Genomic DNA, 21829 nt, shown 5'->3' with positions numbered 1-21829 from the left:
CCGCTCCTCCGGGCCTTCCTAACCGAAAGCCCGACCAATGACTGACCACTCGCCCCGTTTGTTTGAGGCCGACGCTGCCGTGCGGCACGTCGGGCTCGGTTTGCTGGAACGCACCCTGCCGCGCCCCGAATGGACGCATGAGGCCCATCTCGCCGCGACGACCTGGCTGGTCGTCGAGCGCCGCGATATCGACCTCGACGCTGATCTGCGCGGGATCATCTCACGCTATAACGAGAGCGTCGGCGGGGTGAATGACGCGACGCAGGGCTATCACCACACGATCACTTGCTGCTTCCTGGCGGCGGTGCGCGATCATGTGCGGGAGACGGAAGGGCAGGGGCTGGCGGAGCGGGTGAACGCGCTGCTGCTGTCGCCGCGCGGGCGACGCGATTGGCCGCTGCGCTTTTACGCGCGGGAGCGGCTGTTTTCGGTCGAGGCTCGGCTTACGTCGGTGACGCCGGACCTTCCATTGGACGCGCTCCCGGACAGTGCCGATGGTCGCGCGCACCACCCCTAGCGACTAGCTGATTACCGCCATTTCATATAGCATGTCAGCATAGGCCACCATGCTGTCGACCATGCCGAGCACCTTTGCATTGGTCGATTCAATCACGAAGAATTCGTTCGGGGCATGCGCGCCGCTGCCATAGCCGGGGCCGAACTGGCCGGCGGGGATGGCGACGGGGGGCTGGGTGAAGACCGAGCCCGGCCAGGAACCGGGGCTGCGCGGCGAGATCGCCACATCCGCACCCATCCGCGCATAGACCGCCTTTTCCGCACGGATCAGGCGACTGTCTTCGGCTGTTTCGGTGGGATCATACCCACCGCTGACATTGACCTCGATGTCGCCAAAGCCACGCTTGATCAAATGCGCGCGCAGCTTGGCCTCGGCCTCCTTGAAGGTCTGGTTCGGCACCAGTCGGCATTCCAGCTTTGCCTCGGCGCGACCGGGCAGCACGGTTTTGCCACCGGGGCCCATATACCCCGCGACCAGACCCTGGATGTTGACCGTTGGTTGCCCGGCCAAACGCTGCAATGCCACCGGCCAGGGTTCGTCATTGATCCAGGTCTTGATGCCAACCGCCTCCTTCAATTCCTTTTCGCTGTGCTTGGTGCTCGCCTCAATGATCAGCGCCTTTTCACGGGCGGTTAGCGGGCGGACATTGTCGAACCAGCCGTCAATAGCCGGCGTGTGTCCATCAGGGCCGACAAGCGTGTTGAGTGCCTGAACGAGCCGCCAGACCGGGCTGTCAACCATCGCGTGGAGCGAGGAATGGACATCGCCCTTGGGCCCGCGCCCCCAATGCTCGCCGCTCGAGATCAGCTGGAATTCGAGCGGTCCCTTGGCGCCGAGTTCGATCTCGACGGCACCGTTCAGGCTTTGGCTGGCGCTGGGAATGAATATCCCATCGCATTTTTTGAGCGCAGCGGTCACTTCGGGGTTTTGGACGATCTGGTGGAAATGCGGCGATGCGATTTCCTCCTCGCCTTCGGCCACCAGCACGAGATTGACCGGCAACTTTCGGCCTGCCGCGTGGAAGGCATGAAGCGCCGCCAGGAAGGTTGCTTCAGGCCCCTTCTGGTTTACCGCCCCGCGGCCCGTAACGCATTTGCCGAAACCAGGCTTGTCGATGATGTGCGCTTCGAACGGGGGGTGGGCCCATTCGGCCGGGTTCACTTGCTTGACGTCGTACATGAAGTAAACGCCGACGCTGCGCTTTGCCCCCGCGTCGAGGGTGGCGAAGATGCCGGGTGAGCCATCGGTCGGCATTTTCTTGACCATTTGAAAGCCTGCGTCTTTCAACAGCCCCATGGTGAAGTCGCAGCTTTCATCGATCCGCCACTTTTCTGCGGCAATCCCGGGGTGGCGAATCCAGTCTTGCAAGCGCGCAACGCTGGCGTCTTTGGCCGCTTCTGCCGCTTTACGAATGGCGGCTAGATCGGCCTTTCGCGCTGCCGCTTGGGCGCTGGCGGGAAGCATCAGCCCGGCACTGGTTGCCGCCACGGATGCCAGCAGCGTCCGGCGATCAATATCATTATCGGCCATTCAAAATTCCTCCTGCCATTACCTGTCGATACTATTTTTCCGCCGCCACCAATGTCCATCCCGACCATCCAATGGCGGCACGCGATGTCAGCCCTTCCGCGCCGCCACATGCCGGTCGATCACGCCTTCCAGCACCGTCATCGGCACATTGCCGCCGAGCACCACGGCATCGTTGAACTTGCGGAAATCATAGCGTTCGCCGAGCGCCGCCTTGGCCTTATCGCGGAGCTGGTTGATGCGGGTGTGGCCGATCTTGTAGCCGCAGGCCTGGCCCGGCCAGGTGCAATAACGCTCGACTTCGCTGCGGACTTCGATCGGGTTCGAGCCATTTTCGGTGACGAAAAAGGCGATCCCCTCATCGCGGGTCCAGCGTTTGGCGTGGATGCCGGTGTCGACCACCATCCGGCATGCGCGGAACGCGAGCGATTGCAGATAGCCGAGCCGCCCGGCGGGGAAATCATCATAGACCCCCAGTTCATCGGCGAGCTGTTCAGCATAGAGCCCCCAGCCTTCGCTATAGGCGCTGAAGGTCATCAGGGTGCGGATTAGCGGCTGTTTGAAGGTATATTCGCCCTGCCAGCCATGCCCTGGAATCGCTTCATGATAGGCCAGATCGGGCAGGCTGTAGCGCGTCCAGCGTGAGGTGTTGCCCAGGTTGATCCAGAAACGGCCGGGCTCCTTGCCATCGATCGATCCCGCCCCGCCATAGGCACCGGGCGCGCCCGGTTCGGCAGCGGGGGACATGCGCGTCACTTCGATAAAGCCGGGCACTAATGTTTCAAATGCCTGCGGCATCCGGCCTTTAATGTCGCGCAGCTTATCGCGCAGATAGGCCATGATCTCAGCGCGGCCGGGATCGCCTTCGGGGAATAGATAGCGCGGGTCCTTGCTCAGCGCCGTCATCCGCGCGCCAACCGATCCTTCTGAATAGCCCTCTGCCTTCAGGATCACGTCCATCCGGGCATGGAGCTTGGCCAGTTCGTCGCGGCCAGCCTGATGCACCTCATCCGGGGTCATCGTCGTGGTGGTCGCCGCGCGCAACGCCCAGGCATAATAGGCCTCACCATCAGGCAATTTCCATGCACCGGCGTCACTGGTGGCGGTGGATCGCTGCGCCTCAAACGCTGCAATCTGACGGGCAAGCGCAGGGGCGATTTTGTCGGCGGCGAGTTTTGCGGCCTTGGCACCGAAATCGCCAGGCATCTTCGCGCTCTTCTTGGCCAGTGCCGCGACAATGCTCCATTGCTCAATCGGCCCGCTGCGCGCGATGTCGAGCTGCTTCAGGCATTGGTTCAGCGCAAAATCGGGCAGCGCCACGCCCAGCGCCCCCGCCGCACGCACGCGCTCGGTCTCGCCATCCAGCTGCCCGGCATAGGCGGCCATCCGTGCCAGATAGGCTTCGGCATCGGCTTTGGTCTCAACCTTGTGATCAACTTCCAGCATTTGCGGAATATCGAGATAGGCGCCGACATTCTGCGCCACCGCATAGGGCGAATTGCGCCAGCCCGATGTCAACGTGGCAACATCGCCATATGCGAAGCCATAGCCATCGACTGCGTCGCGATAGGCGGCGCGAACGACTTCGACATTGGTGCGCACTGCGGGGCTTAATGCACTGGGATCAATCGCCTTTAGCTTGCCCAGGATGGTGCGCGCATGGCTGGCCATCGCTTGCTTGCCGGTCCCACTGCGATCGCTCAGCTTTGCCTTTAGCCCGGCGCGCTTATCGGTGTCGAGCCCGAGCCCAGCGGCGGCTTCTGGATAATCGCGCAGGATTGTCTCTGCTGTCTCTGCAAGCATTGTCGTCGCCGCTGAATCTGGGCCGGATGCAGCCAATGCGCGGATCGGCACCAGGGGGGCGATGGCGGCCAGGCTAGCGCCCTGTAAAAGATCACGACGATTGAACGACACCGGCAAAGCTCCCGTAATTTCACGCCAACTTATGGGCGGCGACGGGGAGCAGCGCAACCAATCCGCATGGCTGAATGACCGCCAATCGGCTAAGCGCGATTCGGGCTCAGCTCAGGGTCAGATGGGAAGGAATGGCGCATGTCGATGCTGGACGGTTTGTTGGGTCAGGTGACCCAGAATGTCGATATCAAGAATCTCGCGGCCAAGGTGGGATTGACCCCAGAACAGGTTGAATCAGCGGTCGCTGCGCTGGGCAAGGCGCATCCCGCGCCCGGCGATACGGTCCAGACGGCGGCATCGGCAACGGGGCTGTCGAGTGATGTTATGTCGCAGATTGTCGGCCATATCGGCGGCGAAGGCGCGCTGTCGCAATTCGCCACGTTGCTGGGCGGCGCGGGTGCATCGGGGATGATGGGACAGATTAGCGGGATGCTCGACCAGGATGGGGACGGTAACCCGCTCAATGATTTGGCCGGACTGGCCGGCGGTTTGTTCGGCGGCAAGAAATAAGCCGGGATCGGGGCGGGCCCGTGTCCGGCCCCGCAACCGTTTAGTGTGTCAATTCTTCGGGGATCGTACCGCCATTTTCGGCGAGCTTTCTCATCACCTGCTTGTGCAGCCACATGTTCATCTCTGCGCTGCCGTCCCGTTCACCAGAAAAGCCCAGTTCCTCGGCAAGCTCCTTGCGGTTGGTCAGGCTGGAATCGAGCCCGATCAGCTTCATCAGATCGACAATCGAGGTGCGCCAGTTGAGCTGTTGATCATGGTTGGACTGGATCTCATCGAGCAGTGCGGTCACATCGACCTTCAACAGCCCGGTGGGGACCGGGGCAGCGGATGGTGCCGCTGAAGCGGGGGCCGAAGCTGGGGCCGAAGCTGCCGAAGCGGTCGCCGGAGCGGCTTGGGCGGCGGCCTTTCCCCAGATCGCATCTTTGATCATGCTGAAAATACTCATGTACCGGGCCCCCTTTCGCTGCAAATTCACAGCATGAAGGGAGAACGTCACACCCCAGCGAAGGTTGCACTTGCGGGCAAATCAATCGAGCATGATTTGCGACGTGACGACCAGCTTGCCATCGCGGATCGCCGTCACCCGCAGACGTTCACCCGCCGCAGCATCGGCACCAATCGCGATCCATTCACCATCGCCGACCTTCACACGACCCTCACCCTGGATGATCGGGGTCACCACCGTCACCAGTTCACCGATCAGCCGCGCGCCGCGATCATTGAGCAATGGGTCGGCGGTGGCGACCGGATAATCATGATACCAGCGCTTGCCGATCAGGATCGAGACGACGCTCCATAGCGCAAACGCCACCAATTGGGCCGACAGCGGCAACACCGGCAGGGCGAACACCGCCAGCCCCGTAATCGCGGCCGCAATCGCCAGGAACACCAGGAAAACCCCAGGCACCATCAATTCGGCTGCGCCGAGCAGGATCGCCGCACCCAGCCACAGTAGCGCCGCGTTGGCGATCAAGCCGTCCAGCGTCACTGGTCCCGCGGCTCAAATGGCTCACGGCGCGGTGCTGGGGGCGTTAGCGGGGCAGGGGGCATTGTTGCATGATCCCCCAGCGCCTCTCGCGTCAGCGCGCCGATGCCGCCCAGCGTGCCGATTAATTGCGTCGCTTCGACCGGGAACAGGATCGTCTTGGCGTTGGGCGACGTCGCGAACTTGCCGACCGCCTCGACATATTTTTGCGCGATGAAGTAATTGATCGCCTGTGCGCTGCCCTGTTCGATCGCGACCGACACAAGCTGCGTTGCCTTGGCTTCGGCCTCGGCGGCACGTTCGCGTGCTTCGGAGTCGCGGAAAGCCGATTCCTTGCGGCCCTCGGCCTCCAGAATGCGCGCTCGCTTCTGGCCTTCGGCGCGCAGGATTTCGGATGCGCTTTGACCTTCCGCATCAAGGATGTTCGCCCGCTTTTCACGCTCGGCTTTCATCTGCTTCGCCATGGCGTTGACGATATCGACCGGCGGGCGAATATCCTTGATCTCAACGCGCGTGATCTTGACGCCCCAGGGGTTGGTCGCGTGATCAACCACGCTCAGCAGCCGCGCATTGATCTCGTCGCGCTTGGAAAGCAGCTCGTCCAGGTCCATTGATCCCATCACGGTGCGCAAATTGGTGGTGGCGAGCTGCATGATCGCGACGAACAGGTCGCTCACCTCATAGGCCGCCTTGGCGGCATCGAGCACCTGGAAGAACACCACCCCGTCAACCGCGACCATCGCGTTATCCTTGGTGATGATCTCCTGCTGCGGGACGTCGAGCACCTGCTCCATCATGTTGATGCGCTGGCCGACGCCGTAGAAAAAGGCGGGATAGAAATTGAGTCCGGGACGCGCCACGGTGGTAAAGCGACCGAAATGCTCGATCGTATATTGATAGCCCTGGCGGACCATTTTCACGCTGGCGAGCAGATAGCTGATCACCAGGATCACCAACGCCAGGATAAGCCCAAAAACCACGTCCATCATCATCACTCCCACGTGGCGCCGTCATGCCCGGCACAGGAGCCAATTCTAGCACTATCCTGGGGTCTGCACAGCGTAATACGACAGCAACACGCCAAATCAGACGGTGTGGAGAGGAATTGATCGCCAGCGCAATCCTGCCCTAGCGCCATGCTGCGGCTTTGGTTACATGGGCCGCCACGTATCCCTTATCGACCCCAAGCCTTCAGGAACGGGCATCCCATGGAAATTCGCCTCGGCCTCACCTTTGACGATGTGCTGCTATATCCAGCAGAATCGGACATCGTGCCCAGCATGGCCGATCCACGCACACGGCTGACCAAGAGCATTGCGCTCAACATTCCCGTGCTTTCCTCGGCGATGGATACCGTGACCGAGGCCGATATGGCGATCGTCATGGCACAGATGGGCGGCATCGGCGTGCTCCACCGCAACCTTTCGATCGAAGAGCAAGTGGCTGCTGTCCGTCAGGTCAAGCGGTTCGAATCCGGCATGGTCGTCAACCCGATCACAATCGCACCCGATGCAACGCTGGCGGAGGCGCAGGCGCTGATGGCGCGGCACCGGATCAGCGGCATTCCGGTGGTGGAGCAAAGCGGCAAGCTGGTCGGCATCGTCACCAATCGTGACGTCCGCTTCGCTGGCAATCCGAACCAGCCGGTCGCCGAGCTGATGACGCATGAAAATCTCGCCACCGTCGATCCCGGCGTCAGCCAGGAGGAGGCGCGGCGGCTGCTGCATCAGCGCCGGATCGAGAAGTTGCTGGTGGTGGACAATGACTATCACTGCATCGGCCTGATCACTGTCAAGGATATCGAAAAGGCGGTCACCTATCCCAATGCCACCAAGGACGCGACTGGCCGGTTGCGGGTGGCGGCGGCGACGACCGTTGGCGATTCCGGGTTCGAACGGACCCGCGCGCTGGTTGAGGCTGAGCTCGACCTGGTCGTGATCGATACAGCGCACGGCCATAACCGCGATGTCGCGCGCGCGGTTGAACGCGTGAAGGCGCTCAGCAATTCGGTGCAGGTCGTGGCCGGCAATGTCGCCACGGCCGAAGCGACGCGGGCGTTGATCGACGCTGGCGCCGATGCGATTAAGGTCGGCATCGGGCCCGGCTCCATCTGCACGACGCGTGTGGTGGCGGGCGTCGGCGTGCCCCAGCTGACCGCAATCATGGACTGTGCGGCGGAAGCGCGGAAATCGGGCGTGCCCGTCATCGCTGATGGCGGCATCCGCACCTCAGGCGATGTCGCCAAGGCTTTGGCCGCAGGGGCGTCGAGCGTGATGATCGGATCGCTGCTCGCCGGGACTGAAGAAGCGCCAGGCGAGACCTTCCTGTACCAGGGCCGCGCCTATAAATCTTATCGCGGCATGGGATCGGTCGGCGCGATGGCGCGCGGTTCGGCGGATCGCTATTTCCAGCAGGATATCAAGGATCAGCTGAAACTGGTGCCCGAAGGGATTGAGGGCCAGGTGCCGTTCAAGGGCCCAGCCAAGGACGTGATCCACCAGTTGGTCGGCGGCGTGCGGGCAGCGATGGGCTATACCGGCGCGCGCACGATCGAGGAATTGCAGGCGCGGGCGCGCTTCGTCCAGATTACAGGCGCTGGCCTGATGGAAAGCCATGTTCATGATGTTGCGATCACCCGGGAAGCCCCCAATTACCCAACGCGCTAAGCCATGACGCCCTCGGCCCGCCTGCAGGCGGCGATCGAGTTGCTCGATGCTATCATCCTCGCTGCGCGTGAAAGCGGGGCTGCTGCCGACACATTGATCGCGCGCTATTTCGCGGAACGCCGCTATGCTGGCAGCGGTGATCGTCGTGCGGTTCGGGAGCATGTCTATGCCGCCATCCGGCTGGCGGGCGAGCGCCCGGCGAACGGGCGGGCGGCGATGCTGGCGGTCGCAAAGGCTGATCCTGCGCTGGCGGCCTTGTTCGATGGCTCGGCTCACGGCCCTGCGCCGATTGGCGACAAGGAGGTTGCGGCAACGCCCGGTGTTGCGCCTGGCTGGCTGCTCGACAAGCTCCGCGTTTCTGGGCTTGGCCCGGAGGAATATCCGGCGCTGATTGACCGGGCACCGCTCGACATTCGCGTCAACTGCGCGCGCGCCGAAATGGCAGCGGTGATCGCAGCGATTCCGGGTGCAACAGCGTCGCCGCATGCGCCCGATGGCGTTCGCTTGCCATCCGGCACCCAGATCGAGCAACTCGATCTGTGGCGTGACGGCGCGATCGAGGTGCAGGACGAGGGCAGCCAGATCGTCACGCTCGCCGCCGGTGCTGGGCCGGGGATGACCGCCATTGATCTTTGTGCTGGCGCTGGCGGCAAGACACTCGCGCTGGCAGCGGCGATGCAGGGGGAGGGGCGGCTAATTGCTGCCGATATCGATCGCGCCCGCCTGTCACGTCTTGCCCCACGCGCCGCGCGCGCTGGCGCGACGACGATCGATACCCGGCTGCTCAATCCCGGCCATGAAGCAGAGAAGCTGGCGGATCTGGGCGGGGCGGCTGATATTGTCCTGATCGACGCCCCGTGTTCGGGCACCGGCACCTGGCGCCGCAACCCCGAAGCGCGCTGGCGGCTGACCCCGACGCGGATCGATCGGCTGATGGCCACCCAGGCGGGTCTGATCACTTTAGGGGCAACGCTGGTCAAGCCCGGTGGCGTGCTGGTCTACATCGTGTGCTCGTTGCTGGATGATGAGGGGGCTGATCAGGTGACGCGCTTTATTGCAGCACATGCCGGTTGGCGAGCGCTGCCAATCGATCTCCCGGCCGGCCGCCGCCACGGTCCCGGCGTGCGGTTGACGCCATATCATGACTCGACGGACGGCTTTTTTGTCGCAAGACTGCAATCGCCATGCTAGCCAAAGCGAAATCTTCCTTGTTGGAGACGTCCATGCGTATCTCGTCTGTTGCTGCTGCTGTCGCGCTGACCCTGGTCACGGTGTCGACATCGCTGCATGGCCAGCGTCCCGACAGCCAGATTGACCCCCGGTCGCTTTCGCTTCTTGAAGCCGGTAAATCGGCCCAGGCCGCCGGCAATCTCGATGCCGCTGCCGATACGCTTGAAACCGCGCTTGCGGTCGATCCGCGCAATCGCGCCGCCTTTGTGGCGCTGGGGGATGTCGCTGAAGCGCGCGGGCTTTCGGGCAAGGCGATCCGTTTCTACCGCGAAGCGCTATTGCTCGAACCCAATGATCTTGGCGCGCTGAAGGGCCAGGGCAAGTCTTATGTCAGCAAGGGCGCGATCGATCGCGCGCGCCAGAATCTCACCAAAATCCGCAAGATTTGCGTGAAAGGCTGCAGCGAGGCCACCACGCTTGCGACAGTGATTGCCCAGGGTGTGCCGGCAACTGTTTTGGCATCGCAACCGGCGGCAAAGGCGACCGCTCAATAACTTCCGATTGACGGGGTGATCTAGCCCAGTTGCGCTGCCAGCGTTCGTGCCAGCGCCACAAATTCCGCGACGCTAACGGTTTCGGCGCGGCGGGTGGGTGCAATCCCCATCGCTTCAAGCGCATCGACCGCGCCGGGCACGCCCTTCAGGCTTTGGCGCAGCATCTTGCGACGCTGGCCAAAGGCAGCGGCGGTGATCTGTTCGAGCATCCCCAACGGCACGCCTGCCGGGCTGTCGAGCGGCGTCAGATGGACGACCGCTGACATTATCTTGGGCGGGGGGGTGAAGGCGGAACGGTGCACCCCCATCGCGATCCGTGCGCTGGTCCGCCACTGTGCCAACACGGAGAGGCGACCATAATGTTCGCTATCGACGGTGGCGACAATCCGGTCAGCGACTTCCTTTTGGAACATCAATGTCAGGCTTTGCCACCATGGTGCCCAAGGCGCGGAAAGCCAGCCGACCAGCAGGGCCGTGCCGATATTATAGGGCAGGTTCGAAACGATATGCGGCCGGCTGCCGAATAGCGCTGGTGCATCCACCGCCAGCGCATCCTCTTCGATTACGCGCAGCTTGCCGGGATAGGCCTCGCCCAATTCGGCCAAAGCGGGCATGCAACGACGATCACGCTCAACGGCGATTACCGATGCACCGCCCGCCAGCAATGCGCGCGTCAATCCGCCGGGGCCGGGACCGATTTCGAATATCTCCGCTCCATCCAGGTCGCCGGGGATTCGGGCGATCCGGGCCAGCAATTGGCTATCGAGCAGGAAATTCTGGCCAAGCGCCTTGCTCGCTTGCAGCCCATGCCGGGCAATGACGTCGCGCAGCGGCGGGAGCGTCGTCACCCCTGCGCAGCGCGGCGGATGGCAGCGCTAGTGGCAAGCTGGATTGCGGCAATCATCGCCCCGGGTTCCGCCAAATTCTTGCCGGCAATATCAAAGGCCGTGCCGTGATCGGGCGATGTACGGACGATGGGAAGGCCCAGGGTAATATTGACGCCATCGTCGAAATGCAGCGTTTTCAACGGAATCAGCGCTTGATCATGGTAGCAGCATAACGCCGTATCAAAGCGCGCCCGCCCGCGCGGGTGAAACATCGTATCGGCGGGCAATGGGCCGATAATGTCGATCCCCTCTGCGCGCAGTGCTTCGATCGCCGGGCGCAGGATGTCGATTTCTTCCCGCCCCATCGCGCCCTGTTCGCCGGCATGCGGATTGAACCCGGCCAGCGCCAGCCGCGGGTGCTCAATCCCGAAATTTCGCGTCAGGCCGCGCGCCGTTACGCGCGCTTTGGCGATGATCAGTTCCACGCTCAGTAATTCACTAACGCTGGCGAGCGCGACATGGGTGGTAATGGGCACGACCCGCAAGGTCGGACCGGCCAGCATCATCACGGTGTTGTCGCGGGAAATGCCGCATCGCTCCGCGACAAATTCGGTTTGGCCAGGATCGGTAAAGCCGATCTGATATAGCTGCGCCTTGGAAACCGGACCAGTTACAAGGGCACCTGCAGCCCCTGATCGGGTCAGACCAACGGCGAGTTCAAGCGCATGGAGCGCACAGCGCGCACCGTCGACATCGGGTTCTCCCGGCGTGATGTCCCCGGCGTCCTGGATGGACAGCACCGGCAATGCCGTTTCAAACAAGGCCGCCGCATCGGCGGGATCGCTGACGCGCTCGACTGGTCCATCCCATATTTTTTCGATCGCGCGGACATCGCCAACCGCAAAAAACGGCGCCAATCCATGTTCACGACGCCCAGCCCAGGCCTTTGCGGCCACCTCCGGACCGATCCCGGCGGGATCGCCCATCGAAACGGCGATTGGCGCCAGCATCGTCCGATCAGCGATATTCGACAATGGCGTCGCGGCGGAGATCGCGCAATTTGTGATCGGCGCGCAGATTGACGCCGCGCTGCTCCATTTGCTGACGGACTTGCTCCATGCTGGGCAGGCCAGCGACTTTCGGCTCATCGCGACCGCAAAGCACCAGCGCGCGAACACCGTCGGTCGGCGAGCCAAAGGGCGGGGTGGATTCACCAATCTGGAGCTTCAGCATGATGTCTTGCAGCTGGGGCGGCAGATCGCGCACCTTGATCGAATCATTATCGACGACTTCAGCACCAAAGGCGGCGGCTGCTTTCGCAACATCGCCACAGCCTTTAATCTCCTGAGTCATCTTGGCGAAGGCTGAGACCTTTTCCGTGGCTTCCGCCTGGGTGATCCCGGCTTTGAAGGCCATACTGATTTGGCGGAGATTGAGCTGTGTATCCCGCGGGTCGCTGGTGCCGATCGTGCGGGTGTCGACCAGGTAGAGGATCGAATAGCCGCCCGGCACCGGTACTGGACCCGCGAGTTGGTTGACTCGCATTTCCACAGCGGCCTGTGCCAGCGTTTCGGGTAACTGGCCCGCCCGCACCCAACCCAGATCGCCACCGACAGCAGCGGTCGACGCCTCTGAACGGTCATGAGCGACTTGCTCGAATGGTTTTTGCCCCTTCTGGATTTCGCCAATCAGGGCACGCGCTTCAGACAATACCTGTTGTTCGCGTTCCGGGCTTGCGGTCAGGTAGATTTCCTTAACGTGGAATTCTTCCGCGCCCTGGTTCGCCTTGATCCGCGCGATAATGCCAGCGACTTCGGTATCGCCAACATTGATGAACGGCTCCACCTTGCGGCGCAGATAGCGGCTCCACGACAATTCTGCCTCGATCTGGCGACGCAGCGATCGCTCGGATGACCCGACGGCACGAAGATAGATGCGCAGTTCAGGTACTGGCTTGTTAAAGCTGCGCGCTACGCCGGCAAAGCTGCGATCAATCTCTTCCTTGGTCACCGTGATATCGCTGGCCTTGGCTTCCTGAATCTGCAGCGTTTCGTCGATCAGGCCGCTCAACACCTGCAACCGCAGCCGTTCGCGGTCTTCCGGGGAGGGTTTGACGTTATTCGCCGCGATCAGCAGCGCGACGCGCTGATCGACATCGGTGCCGGTGATGATCGCATCGTTGACGATCGCAGTCGGCTTGCGGACATTCGGATCGAGCTTCCCGAAAACCTGCAGATTGGCAGGGATATTGAGGTTGGTTTCGGGTGTTTGATTGTCAGCCACTGTCTGGGCCAGCGCGGCGCCTGCCATGATGATGCCAGTGGCGAGCAGGGCTGAACGGCCGAACAGGCGCGGTGTTGCGAACGATTTCATCACTAGCTTCGAATTCCCAATAATCGATCAAATACCGGATCGCATCGGCCCTTTGGGCCCGGACGGCTGAACCCAAGCTTAGCGCCCGAGGTTCTTGAACGCCAGCGTCAACAGAAAACTGTCGCCGCGCCGTGCGTCGCCAGTGTCCCGATAATCGCGTTTCCAGGTCAGGCCAAGCCGCAGACAGTCATCTTCATACGCAAAGCCGATCCGGTGGCGCACTGGCGTAAAGCCATTCGCTTGCGACGTCGGATCCTCGCGTCGATCGGTAAGGTCCACCACGGCGGAACCAAAAATCGACCAGAACCGAGCAAACTGCACGCGCCCGCCTACCCGGGCTTCCTCGCGATCGCGCAAATCTTCCAGCGAGGGGGTAATGTTCCGGTTGAGCCGCAAATAGCCAAGCAACAGGTAAGTCCCGCGTGTCCCGATCGTCGCGTCGAGTTCGTTACGGCGGAGCGCCAACCCATCCTTGTCGAGACGGTAGCGATGCGTCAGCGTGACGAGATCCTTGTACCGCAGAACATTGCGCCCGACGATATCAGACACGCTGTCGCTCAGCCCGGTGCCGTCAGGCAATAAGGTCGCCCGGTTGCTCAGCCGATAGCTCTGGCCAATATTTGCATCAAAGGTGAAATCGGGCAGCGCGAGCGACCAGTCGACGCCATAGGTTACCCGCGTCGAATCCTCGACGCGATCATAGCCGGGGAACCGATTGAGCGAAAATAGGTTCGAATCTTCCAGATCAACCGCCCGCGAATCCTCATTGGGGATCGCCAGGTTGTTGATCGGCGGGGAGGCGACGATCTGGACGCGAGGGGTCAGTCGCTGCGTGCCGCCCAGAAACTGACCAATCAAAGGCCACCTGACGTCTAGCGCGACTGCGCCGATCGCGCGCGCGTGGAATCCGTCCTCGCCGCGATAGCTGACGACGCTGGTCGCCACGGTGTTGCCGGCATTGTAGATATCGCCACGCGCAAAAGCCGTCAGCGTCACTTCCTGGCCCAGCGGCGTTATCCGGCGGAGATCCCATTGCGCACTGGCAAAGGCCCGCTGGCTATTCTGGCCCGCTGCCCGGCCGATCGCCAGGCTGTTGACCTGCAAATTCAGCCGACCGCCATCGATCAGCACGTCGTTTACCCGTCGCCGATAATCGATTTCAGGCAGCGCAAAGGGCTGCAGCCCCTGACGATCGCCGACCCGCAAGGTCTGCACTGCCCAACCCGCGATCGACAAATAGCTGTTGGCGTCAATCCGTTCGATCTTGATCGTGTTGCGCAGAATGTCGCCGCGCGAAATATCATACCGGCGCAGGAAGGTGCGATCGGTTGTCACCCGGATCGATCCACTGATGCTCCAATAGGGATCGAACTGGAATCTGCCACTCGCGTCGAAATATCCGCGAAACGCGTTTTGCGCGGTTTGTGGGTTTACCGCGAGCGTATCTGTCCGGTCGCTGACGGTGCCATAGGCCAGCACGCGATAGGCGCCCTTGGTGGTCAGCGCCTGATATTCGGCCTGCAGCATGGGCAGCGCAGCGCTGAACAGACGCGGCGTAATGGTCAGCCCGCGATTGGGCGCGATGCGGAAATAATAGGGCACCGCCGCCTCGGCCCCGTTCACGCGGCTATATTTCAGATCGGGCGTCAGAAATCCGCTATCGGTGCCACCGCCGACCGGATTGGAGAAGGCGGGGAGCGGGATAGAGGCGATGCCGAAGATGTTGACGCGTGCGCCCTTGTAGAAAATGCGCTGGCGAACCGGATCATAGACGACGCGCGCCGCCGTTATCTTCCAGGACGGCATTTTCGGGCAATTTTTTGAATCGACGACTGAACAGGGGGTGTAGGCGGCATCATCAAGCGTGACGATGCCGTCCTTGCGGCTGCCACGGTCTGCGGCAAGGCGCCCGCCCTGATCAAGTACGACCAGCATATTCTCGATCACGCCATCCTTCAGCGAATCGGTCAGTTCAATCGTATCGCCATAGGCAGCATCGCCGCCTGGATTAGTCACGACGATATTGCCCGTCGCGGTCACCAGGCCCGTTTCGCGGTTCCACACGATTGTGTCGGCGCGCAGTCGGTCGCCGCCGCGGTTCATGCGCACATCGCCGCGCGCCGTAACGATGTCGCCCTTGCTATCATAGTCGATGCCGTCGGCGCTGAACCGTACCTGATCGGCGGTTGCCCCGCCCTTTATGTCATTGCTTGGAATTTCGGTCGGCGATGGCAGATCGGTGGGGCGATCCTGCAAATCCTGCGCGCCCGCAGGCGTTGCCACCGCAAGAATCGCTGCCAGAGCACAGGAGGCAAGAAGAAAGGAACGCTTCACGCTGGCATCGACCCCTGGCGGAAATGGCCGCCGCCTTGCGCGCCTATCGCATTGGACGGGCGGCGCTGCAATCTCGGTTCGCGCTTTGCCACGCTGGTGCGGAGCGCTTAAGGGGAACGAGTCGTCTTTGTGACTGTCCTAAGGAATCCGATGCATATCCAGTTTGCTGCTCGCCGCCCCGTTGACACCCGGGTCCTGGCCCTCCCTGTCGAAAAGGATGGATTAGAGCGGATCGCGTTCGGCGATATCGATGCCGCCGCCCAGCGACTGGTGATCAGCGCCGCGCGGGCAGCGCGTTTCGACGGTGAAGCGGGCGCGATCGTCGAGGTCTTTGTCGATTTCGGCGATGCCGTCGTTCAGCTATTGCTGGTCGGCGTCGGGCCGGGCGGTGAGGCGGAATATGAACGCGCAGGCGGCGCGCTGACGGCGCGGTTGCTGACATCGGGCGTGACCAGCCTGACGGTCGATTTTACCAGCCTTGGTGGCATGCCAGCCGCTGGCGCGGTGGCACGTTTCGCCGCTGGCGCCGCACAGCGCAGCTGGCGGATCGATCGGTATCGCACCAAGCTCGCCGAAAAGGCCAAGCCGACGCTAACTGCGATCACGCTGGTCGGCACGCCCGCTGGCAGCGAGGAAGCCTGGCACCGGCAGGATGCGGTAACCAAGGGGCTGGACCTGACGCGTACGCTCGTGTCCGAACCGCCCAACATCATGTATCCAGTCAGCTTCGTCGATGCCGTCAAGGCCGATGTCGATGGGCTCGGCCTAGAAATCACCGTGCTGGGCGAAGCGGAAATGGCCGCGCTGGGCATGGGATCATTGCTGGGAGTCAGCCAGGGATCCGTGCGCGACGCCCAGCTTCTGGTGATGAAATGGTCGGGCAAGGGGCCGGGCGATCCCGATCTCGCGCTGGTCGGCAAGGGCGTAACCTTCGATACGGGCGGTATCTCGCTCAAGCCCGGGCCGGGCATGGAAGACATGAAATGGGATATGGGCGGCGCGGGTGCGGTCGCTGGCGCGATGAAGGCGCTGGCGCTCCGCAAGGCAAAGGCCAATGTCATCGGGGTCTGCGGGCTGGTGGAAAACATGCCCGATGGCAATGCGCAGCGGCCGGGCGATATCGTCACCTCAATGTCAGGCCAGACGATCGAAATCCTCAATACCGATGCCGAAGGTCGGCTGGTGCTCTGCGATGCGCTGACCTGGGTCCAGCGGACGCATCATCCGAAAACAATCGTCGATCTTGCTACCCTGACCGGCGCGATGATCATCGCGCTGGGCAACGAACATGGCGGGATGTTTGCCAATGACGATTCGCTCGCTGATCAATTGCTCGCGGCGGGCAAATCGACCGGTGACCTGCTGTGGCGGTTCCCGCTGTCGGATGCGTATAACAAGCTGATCGATAGCCCGATTGCGGATATGAAGAATGTCGGTCCGCGCGGTGCCGGGTCAATTACCGCCGCGCAGTTCCTGCAGCGCTTCGTCGATAAAGGCGTGCGCTGGGCGCATCTCGACATTGCCGGCATGGTTTGGGCCGACAAGCCCGGCGCGACCTATGACAAGGGCGCAACCGGCTATGGCGTGCGCCTGCTCGATCGGCTGGTAGCAGATAACTTCGAACAATAAGCGCGCCACCGTGGCCAATGCGCGGTCTATGGTAGGTTGAGGAAGAAATGCAGGTCGATTTCTATCACCTTACCGTCCGACCGCTTGAGCGCGTGTTGCCGAAAATCGCCGAAAAGGTCGTGGAAACGGGCGGCCGCCTGCTGATTGTCGCCAGCGAACCGGCGCGGCGCGATATGCTCAACAAGCTGCTCTGGAGCTACGCGCCGGACAGTTTTCTGCCGCACGCGCAAATCGGGTCGGCGAATGACCCTGATCAACCGGTGCTGATCGGTGCCGGCACTGATGCCCCAAATGGTGCGCGCAATATCGCCATTGCCGATGCGGTGTGGCGCGACGATGCGCTATCTTTCGACCGGGCGTTCCATTTTTTTGACGATGACGCGATTGTCGAGGCGCGCGCTGCCTGGCGCGCGCTGGCGGACAAACCGGGTGTTGAGCGCCGCTATTGGAAACAGGACGATGCCGGTCGCTGGGAGCAGGCCGCCTGAGCGCTGCTTGCAGGAACGTGTGGCCGCCGCTAAAGGCTCGCGCGACCTATCCACCCACGCCCAAACACAGGAACCGCACCAGTCATGGCCGCGACACGCACTTTTTCGATCATCAAGCCCGATGCTACCCGCCGCAACCTGACCGGTGCCGTCACCAAGATGCTGGAAGAGGGCGGCCTGCGCGTCGTTGCTTCCAAGCGCATCCAGATGACCCGGGAACAGGCGGAGGGCTTCTACGCCGTCCACCGCGAGCGCCCCTTCTTCAACGATCTGGTCACCTTCATGATTTCCGGACCGGTCGTCGTTCAGGTGCTGGAAGGTGAAAACGCCATGCAGCGCAACCGCGACATCATGGGCGCAACCAACCCCGCCAATGCTGAACCGGGCACGATCCGCAAGGAACTGGCTGAATCGATCGAAGCCAATTCGGTTCATGGTTCGGACAGCGACGAAAATGCGGCGATCGAGATCGCCTATTTCTTCAAGCCCGAAGAACTGGTTGGCTGAACTATGCACAATCGGAAGCGTGCACCCTATGGTCGCACGCTTCCGATCGGCGTGATCCGGTCAGGTAATCGGCTGCGCCTGACCGATATGGGTCTGCACGTCGAACGCCGACGTACCCTGAATAGTGCCAGTCAAATTGCCCGAGGTTTGCGGTACTAGGCTGCCGACGTCATTGAACCAGAAATAATGGCCCTGGACGCGATCCGGAAAATTGGCGCCCATCATCCCGCTGACCTGGATCGGTGCGGAGAAATCCATCGTCTCGGTCTTCATTGTCGCGACCATATCGACCTTGATCATCGAATTGGGTGGTACGGTAACGCTTACCGTCGCCGATGACCCCTTGTTTACGCTGTTCGAGTTCGACTGGCCGACGGTTGTCGAGACGCTGAACGACATCCCCATCTTGAACACGCCTTCGAGGCTGATTTCGCTGGAAAAGGTCATGCCTGCCGTGATGGAGGACGACCAGGCCGTGGTTTCGGTCCATGCGCCCTGTACCGTGAGCGAAATAGCCGCTGGCGCATCGCTATTGTTATAGGCGGTATTGCTGCCGACAATGGCCTGGGTCGGCGACGTCTGCGTACCTTCGCTATAGTTGATCTGGCCAAGTATCTTGTAGCAGTAATGACCATATTGCTGCGTAATCGCTGGCGTGACAGCGTTATAGTAAGTCGTGTCATTCAAGGCTATCCCGTCCGGATTCGTACCCCAGATTTTATTGAAACTGGCACTGACTGCGTTGGGACTCGAATTCAAGGCGACAAGATCCGACCAGAGCATATATTCCTGGGGCATGGTGCTTCCTCTCAATTTTGGGTTGCGGTAAACGAGTCGCTCAAAGGGACGACTTCCACATGTTGAAACAGCAGAAACGGAGTCGCAACTTGATAATTCAGTCCATATCCGATGTAAAAATATGAAATTACTTTTTACCAAACTGACATTTTTACGTCATCAATCGGGAAAGATTTCATCATGGATGACGGACGTGATTTTGCCTGCACTGTGAAATGACGGGCCGTGCGAGGTGTCGACTAACCGATTGCACGCAAGTTTGCGGGGTGGCGTGATCGTTGAAAGGCGTTTAGCCAGCTAGACTGAAGCGCCAGTCAGCCGCTACCGGCCTAATTTCGGCTGGCGGGTGCGACCCTGGACCACAGGGCATTGACCCGCGCCTGATCAGGCTTTCCGCGTTCGCGCAGGATTAGCCCTTCCAATGTTAGCGAGCGACCGAGAATGACGCGCCCTTCGGTTCGCCAAACGATATCGTAAATGGCGCGATCGGTGATGTGCTGGTCGCCATCCCAATAATCGCTGGCGATCATGACGGGGAGCCGACCGGTGCGTCGATCAGCCCCGCCATCGGTCATCGCCATCAGCTTGGCGGCGAACCAGCGTGCTGAAATTGTCGGTGTGGGCGCACTGGTCTGGGGGGAAAGGCCAAAGGCGGTGGGAAAAGTGACGGTGATGCTCTGCACCGGGTGCGCCGCATCGGCGAGCGCCAATTCCTCGCCGCCACGCTGCGGCGTGCTGGTTAGCAGGACGACCGTTTTCGCCTTGGCCGCCAGCGCCTTTTCGGCGCGTCGATCAGCTTCGTCGGCGCGGTGATCGGCCCAACTGCTCCACAGCGCGAGCGCCGAAATGATCAGCCCGGCGATCGCAACAACCTCGCCCAGCGTGACCCAGCGGCGCCGAATCGCTGCAGCTTCAGCTTTTTCGGCGGGGGTGTCGGGCAGGTCGTTCATCGTCCACCCATTTCCAGCAACCGGCGCGGCGCGACCAGTTCCCAACTCGTGGCGATCCGGTCCGCGACCCGGTCCCAATCCGTATCTGGCTGGTCGAGCCGCATGCCGATCCAGCCACTTGGCCCCAGATAGGGCGGCACGAAATAGAATTCCGGGTCCATATCGACAAGCATCGCTTGTTCCTCGCGCCCGCTGGTCTTCACATGGCAGGCGGTGATCCCGTCATGATGATGATTATGCCAGAAATAGGCGAAAAACTTGCCCTTGGTGATGAAGAAACCGGGCGATCCGTGGGACAATCGCTCGTCCGCCGCTGGCAGGGCGAGGCAGATCGCGCGGATTCGCGCTAGCTCGATGGCGGGATCGGGGCTCATTGTGTGGCGAATTCTGCCAGAATACGCGGGTAAAGGCGATGCTCTGCGGCGAGCACGCGATCGGCTAGGCTGTCGGCCGTGTCGCCCGGCAGAATCGGCACCTCGGCCTGGCCAAGCACCGCGCCGCCATCAAGCTCTTCGGTCACGATATGCACCGAACAGCCAGCCACAGCATCGCCAGCAGCAATTGCCCGGGCATGCGTGTCCAGGCCCTTATATTTCGGCAGCAGTGAGGGGTGGATATTGATGATCCGTCCACGCCAGCGCGCGACAAAGGCATCGGACAATAACCGCATATACCCGGCAAGTGCGATGATCTCGACACCGGCGTCACGCAGCGCGGCATCGATCAGGGCTTCATAATCGCTTTTGGCCATGCCCTTCGGGCTCTGCGTAAACACCGACAGCCCCTGCGCGGCAGCCCAGGCGATGCCAGGTGCTTCGAGCTTGTCGGAGGCGACCAGCGCGATTGCATAAGGGCTGTCGTTCGCCTGTGCTGCCTGAACCAGCGCCATCATGTTCGATCCGCGCCCTGACAGCAGGATGCCGACCTTTTTCCTAGCCATGATTGTGGGTCGCCGACCAGCCAGCGCGAGCGCCCCAAACATCGGCAGGTCCCGCCACCGTGCAGCCGCGCGCACCGGCGTCGATATGGCCGATGGTGAAGACGGTCTCGCCCGCGGCCGTCAGCGCATCGGCCACTGCGGTTGCCTGTTCCGCTGCCATGATCGCGATCATGCCGATCCCGCAATTAAAGGTTCGCGCCATTTCCTCGGGCTCGATGCTGCCCTGCGCTTGCAGGAAAGCCATCAGCCTTGGTTGTTCCCAGCGCGCTGCATCGACCATGGCGTGCGCCCCATCGGGTAACACGCGCGGGATATTTTCGAGCAAGCCGCCGCCGGTGATGTGCGCCAGTCCCTTGATCCGGCGCTCGGCGAGCAGCGGGAGCAGGCTCTTCACGTAAATTCGGGTCGGTGCCATCAGCGCGTCGATCAGCAGGGTTTGCTGATCGAACAGGGCAGGGCGATCAAGCCGCCAGCCGCGATCCGCCGACAGCCTGCGCACCAATGAGAAACCGTTGGAGTGTACGCCTGAAGAGGCAAGGCCCAAGATGACGTCACCCGGCGCGATCTCGGCACCGGTCAGCACCCTGTCGCGCTCGACCGCGCCGACGCAGAAGCCCGCCAGATCATAATCGCCCTCGGCATACATGCCGGGCATCTCAGCCGTCTCGCCGCCGATCAGCGCGCAGCCAGCGAGCAGGCAGCCCTGCGCGATCGACGCGATGACGCGCTCGGCCACGTCGGGCACCAATTTGGCGGTGGCGTAATAGTCAAGGAAGAATAATGGCTCGGCGCCCTGGACGATCAGATCATTGGCGCACATCGCGACCAGATCGATGCCAACGCCGTCATGCGCGTTGTGCTCTATCGCCAGTTTCAACTTGGTGCCGACGCCATCATTGGCCGCGACCAGCAACGGATCGACAAAGCCCGCCGCCTTCAGATCAAAGAAACCGCCAAAACCGCCAAGATCGGCGTCTGCGCCTTTGCGCCGGGTGGCCTTGGCCATGGGCCCAATCGCCCGGACAAGCGCGTTGCCGGCAGCGATCGAAACCCCGGCTTGCGCATAGGTATAGGGCTTGGCGGAGGCGTTGGTGTCGTTCATGGACGATGCGGTAGCCATATCCTGCTTGGATTTCCACG

At 62.0% G+C, this 21829-nt stretch carries 22 protein-coding genes; 8 read left to right on the top strand and 14 right to left on the bottom strand.

The genetic code is table 11. The features are described 5' to 3' along the window. Positions 1-37 precede the first annotated feature (37 nt). The gene (locus tag B7Y43_RS03125; protein WP_374130142.1) at positions 38-517 is read left to right on the top strand and encodes a hypothetical protein; all 480 of its coding nucleotides are present in this window, start codon (positions 38-40) and stop codon (positions 515-517) included. A 3-nt stretch (positions 518-520) separates the two neighbouring features. Here the strand turns inward: B7Y43_RS03125 and B7Y43_RS03120 are convergent, their stop codons facing one another. After that, on the bottom strand, positions 521-2047 hold the full coding sequence (locus B7Y43_RS03120) for a M20/M25/M40 family metallo-hydrolase (RefSeq protein WP_374130141.1): 1527 nt from the start codon (positions 2045-2047) through the stop codon (positions 521-523). 87 nt (positions 2048-2134) lie between these two features. Next, positions 2135-3958: a DUF885 family protein gene (locus B7Y43_RS03115; protein WP_374130140.1), complete on the bottom strand. Its 1824-nt coding sequence runs from the start codon at positions 3956-3958 to the stop codon at positions 2135-2137. Between the two features lie 138 nt (positions 3959-4096). Between B7Y43_RS03115 and B7Y43_RS03110 the strand changes: the two genes are divergently transcribed. Further along, entirely contained in the window at positions 4097-4468 is a 372-nt protein-coding gene (locus tag B7Y43_RS03110; RefSeq protein ID WP_374130139.1) for a hypothetical protein, read from the top strand. 40 nt (positions 4469-4508) lie between these two features. Here the strand turns inward: B7Y43_RS03110 and B7Y43_RS03105 are convergent, their stop codons facing one another. The 3 genes from B7Y43_RS03105 to B7Y43_RS03095 all read right to left on the bottom strand — a co-directional run bounded on the left by B7Y43_RS03105 (position 4509) and on the right by B7Y43_RS03095 (position 6439). Continuing rightward, a complete protein-coding gene (locus tag B7Y43_RS03105; protein WP_374130138.1) occupies positions 4509-4913 on the bottom strand; it encodes a DUF3597 domain-containing protein in 405 nt (134 codons plus the stop codon). Between the two features lie 81 nt (positions 4914-4994). Continuing rightward, complete coding sequence (locus tag B7Y43_RS03100; protein ID WP_374130137.1) at positions 4995-5456, bottom strand: NfeD family protein; 462 nt, start codon at positions 5454-5456, stop codon at positions 4995-4997. Next, positions 5453-6439 carry an SPFH domain-containing protein gene (locus B7Y43_RS03095; protein WP_374130198.1) on the bottom strand — a complete coding sequence of 329 codons (987 nt, stop codon included), beginning with the start codon at positions 6437-6439 and terminating at the stop codon, positions 5453-5455. Before B7Y43_RS03095 ends, B7Y43_RS03100 begins: the two co-directional genes overlap by 4 nt. 222 nt (positions 6440-6661) lie before the next feature. On the opposite strand from B7Y43_RS03095, the gene guaB reads away from it, so the two are divergent. From guaB to B7Y43_RS03080, 3 genes are read left to right on the top strand one after another with little or no spacing between them, the layout of a single operon-like run. After that, positions 6662-8119 (top strand): IMP dehydrogenase, encoded by a 1458-nt coding sequence (gene guaB / locus B7Y43_RS03090; RefSeq protein WP_374130136.1) that lies wholly within the window; start codon positions 6662-6664, stop codon positions 8117-8119. 3 nt (positions 8120-8122) lie between these two features. Then, positions 8123-9310, top strand: a complete 1188-nt coding sequence (locus tag B7Y43_RS03085) for an RsmB/NOP family class I SAM-dependent RNA methyltransferase (RefSeq protein WP_374130135.1) — start codon at positions 8123-8125, stop codon at positions 9308-9310. A 32-nt stretch (positions 9311-9342) separates the two neighbouring features. Further along, positions 9343-9843, top strand: coding sequence for a lipopolysaccharide assembly protein LapB (locus tag B7Y43_RS03080; protein WP_374130134.1), 501 nt, complete (start codon positions 9343-9345; stop codon positions 9841-9843). A 20-nt stretch (positions 9844-9863) separates the two neighbouring features. On the opposite strand, the gene rsmA is transcribed toward B7Y43_RS03080, so the two are convergent. From rsmA to B7Y43_RS03060, 4 genes are all read right to left on the bottom strand, one after another. Continuing rightward, positions 9864-10691: an rRNA adenine dimethyltransferase family protein gene (gene rsmA / locus B7Y43_RS03075; protein WP_374130133.1), complete on the bottom strand. Its 828-nt coding sequence runs from the start codon at positions 10689-10691 to the stop codon at positions 9864-9866. After that, positions 10688-11680 (bottom strand): 4-hydroxythreonine-4-phosphate dehydrogenase PdxA, encoded by a 993-nt coding sequence (gene pdxA / locus B7Y43_RS03070; RefSeq protein ID WP_374130132.1) that lies wholly within the window; start codon positions 11678-11680, stop codon positions 10688-10690. Before pdxA ends, rsmA begins: the two co-directional genes overlap by 4 nt. Before the next feature lie 7 nt (positions 11681-11687). Further along, positions 11688-13043, bottom strand: a complete 1356-nt coding sequence (locus B7Y43_RS03065) for a peptidylprolyl isomerase (protein WP_374130131.1) — start codon at positions 13041-13043, stop codon at positions 11688-11690. Between the two features lie 78 nt (positions 13044-13121). Further along, positions 13122-15377: an LPS-assembly protein LptD gene (locus B7Y43_RS03060; protein ID WP_374130130.1), complete on the bottom strand. Its 2256-nt coding sequence runs from the start codon at positions 15375-15377 to the stop codon at positions 13122-13124. Between the two features lie 150 nt (positions 15378-15527). Here B7Y43_RS03060 and B7Y43_RS03055 point away from each other — a divergent pair, with 150 nt between their 5' ends. The 3 genes from B7Y43_RS03055 (at position 15528) to ndk (ending at position 18001) form a co-directional block, all read left to right on the top strand. After that, the gene (locus tag B7Y43_RS03055) at positions 15528-17006 is read left to right on the top strand and encodes a M17 family metallopeptidase (protein ID WP_374130129.1); all 1479 of its coding nucleotides are present in this window, start codon (positions 15528-15530) and stop codon (positions 17004-17006) included. 47 nt (positions 17007-17053) lie between these two features. Next, a complete protein-coding gene (locus B7Y43_RS03050) occupies positions 17054-17494 on the top strand; it encodes a DNA polymerase III subunit chi (RefSeq protein WP_374130128.1) in 441 nt (146 codons plus the stop codon). A gap of 84 nt (positions 17495-17578) precedes the next feature. Continuing rightward, positions 17579-18001 (top strand): nucleoside-diphosphate kinase, encoded by a 423-nt coding sequence (gene ndk, locus B7Y43_RS03045; RefSeq protein WP_374130127.1) that lies wholly within the window; start codon positions 17579-17581, stop codon positions 17999-18001. Between the two features lie 60 nt (positions 18002-18061). Here ndk and B7Y43_RS03040 read toward each other — a convergent pair whose 3' ends face one another. From B7Y43_RS03040 to purM, 5 genes are all read right to left on the bottom strand, one after another. Continuing rightward, positions 18062-18688 carry an aerolysin family beta-barrel pore-forming toxin gene (locus tag B7Y43_RS03040; protein ID WP_374130126.1) on the bottom strand — a complete coding sequence of 209 codons (627 nt, stop codon included), beginning with the start codon at positions 18686-18688 and terminating at the stop codon, positions 18062-18064. A 440-nt stretch (positions 18689-19128) separates the two neighbouring features. Further along, a complete protein-coding gene (locus tag B7Y43_RS03035) occupies positions 19129-19749 on the bottom strand; it encodes a hypothetical protein (RefSeq protein ID WP_374130125.1) in 621 nt (206 codons plus the stop codon). After that, positions 19746-20123, bottom strand: coding sequence for an MmcQ/YjbR family DNA-binding protein (locus B7Y43_RS03030; RefSeq protein ID WP_374130124.1), 378 nt, complete (start codon positions 20121-20123; stop codon positions 19746-19748). Before B7Y43_RS03030 ends, B7Y43_RS03035 begins: the two co-directional genes overlap by 4 nt. After that, positions 20120-20689, bottom strand: a complete 570-nt coding sequence (purN, locus tag B7Y43_RS03025) for a phosphoribosylglycinamide formyltransferase (protein ID WP_374130123.1) — start codon at positions 20687-20689, stop codon at positions 20120-20122. Before purN ends, B7Y43_RS03030 begins: the two co-directional genes overlap by 4 nt. Then, positions 20682-21791: a phosphoribosylformylglycinamidine cyclo-ligase gene (gene purM / locus B7Y43_RS03020; protein WP_374130122.1), complete on the bottom strand. Its 1110-nt coding sequence runs from the start codon at positions 21789-21791 to the stop codon at positions 20682-20684. Before purM ends, purN begins: the two co-directional genes overlap by 8 nt. Between the last annotated feature and the right edge of the window lie 38 nt (positions 21792-21829).

The sequence above is a fragment of the Sphingomonas sp. 28-62-20 genome, assembly GCF_002281505.1.
Note: the sequence above shows the minus strand (reverse complement) of the source record. Positions and strands in the feature narration are given on the sequence as shown.

What these genes read in the sequence shown, in the direction of transcription:
- B7Y43_RS03125 (WP_374130142.1), top strand. Translation starts at nt 38, where the DNA reads ATGACTGACCACTCGCCCCGTTTGTTTGAGGCCGACGCTGCCGTGCGG.
- B7Y43_RS03120 (WP_374130141.1), bottom strand. Translation starts at nt 2,047, where the DNA reads ATGGCCGATAATGATATTGATCGCCGGACGCTGCTGGCATCCGTGGCG.
- B7Y43_RS03110 (WP_374130139.1), top strand. Translation starts at nt 4,097, where the DNA reads ATGTCGATGCTGGACGGTTTGTTGGGTCAGGTGACCCAGAATGTCGAT.
- B7Y43_RS03105 (WP_374130138.1), bottom strand. Translation starts at nt 4,913, where the DNA reads ATGAGTATTTTCAGCATGATCAAAGATGCGATCTGGGGAAAGGCCGCC.
- B7Y43_RS03095 (WP_374130198.1), bottom strand. Translation starts at nt 6,439, where the DNA reads ATGGACGTGGTTTTTGGGCTTATCCTGGCGTTGGTGATCCTGGTGATC.
- guaB (WP_374130136.1), top strand. Translation starts at nt 6,662, where the DNA reads ATGGAAATTCGCCTCGGCCTCACCTTTGACGATGTGCTGCTATATCCA.
- B7Y43_RS03085 (WP_374130135.1), top strand. Translation starts at nt 8,123, where the DNA reads ATGACGCCCTCGGCCCGCCTGCAGGCGGCGATCGAGTTGCTCGATGCT.
- B7Y43_RS03080 (WP_374130134.1), top strand. Translation starts at nt 9,343, where the DNA reads ATGCGTATCTCGTCTGTTGCTGCTGCTGTCGCGCTGACCCTGGTCACG.
- pdxA (WP_374130132.1), bottom strand. Translation starts at nt 11,680, where the DNA reads ATGCTGGCGCCAATCGCCGTTTCGATGGGCGATCCCGCCGGGATCGGT.
- B7Y43_RS03065 (WP_374130131.1), bottom strand. Translation starts at nt 13,043, where the DNA reads ATGAAATCGTTCGCAACACCGCGCCTGTTCGGCCGTTCAGCCCTGCTC.
- B7Y43_RS03055 (WP_374130129.1), top strand. Translation starts at nt 15,528, where the DNA reads ATGCATATCCAGTTTGCTGCTCGCCGCCCCGTTGACACCCGGGTCCTG.
- B7Y43_RS03050 (WP_374130128.1), top strand. Translation starts at nt 17,054, where the DNA reads ATGCAGGTCGATTTCTATCACCTTACCGTCCGACCGCTTGAGCGCGTG.
- ndk (WP_374130127.1), top strand. Translation starts at nt 17,579, where the DNA reads ATGGCCGCGACACGCACTTTTTCGATCATCAAGCCCGATGCTACCCGC.
- B7Y43_RS03035 (WP_374130125.1), bottom strand. Translation starts at nt 19,749, where the DNA reads ATGAACGACCTGCCCGACACCCCCGCCGAAAAAGCTGAAGCTGCAGCG.
- B7Y43_RS03030 (WP_374130124.1), bottom strand. Translation starts at nt 20,123, where the DNA reads ATGAGCCCCGATCCCGCCATCGAGCTAGCGCGAATCCGCGCGATCTGC.
- purN (WP_374130123.1), bottom strand. Translation starts at nt 20,689, where the DNA reads ATGGCTAGGAAAAAGGTCGGCATCCTGCTGTCAGGGCGCGGATCGAAC.
- purM (WP_374130122.1), bottom strand. Translation starts at nt 21,791, where the DNA reads ATGAACGACACCAACGCCTCCGCCAAGCCCTATACCTATGCGCAAGCC.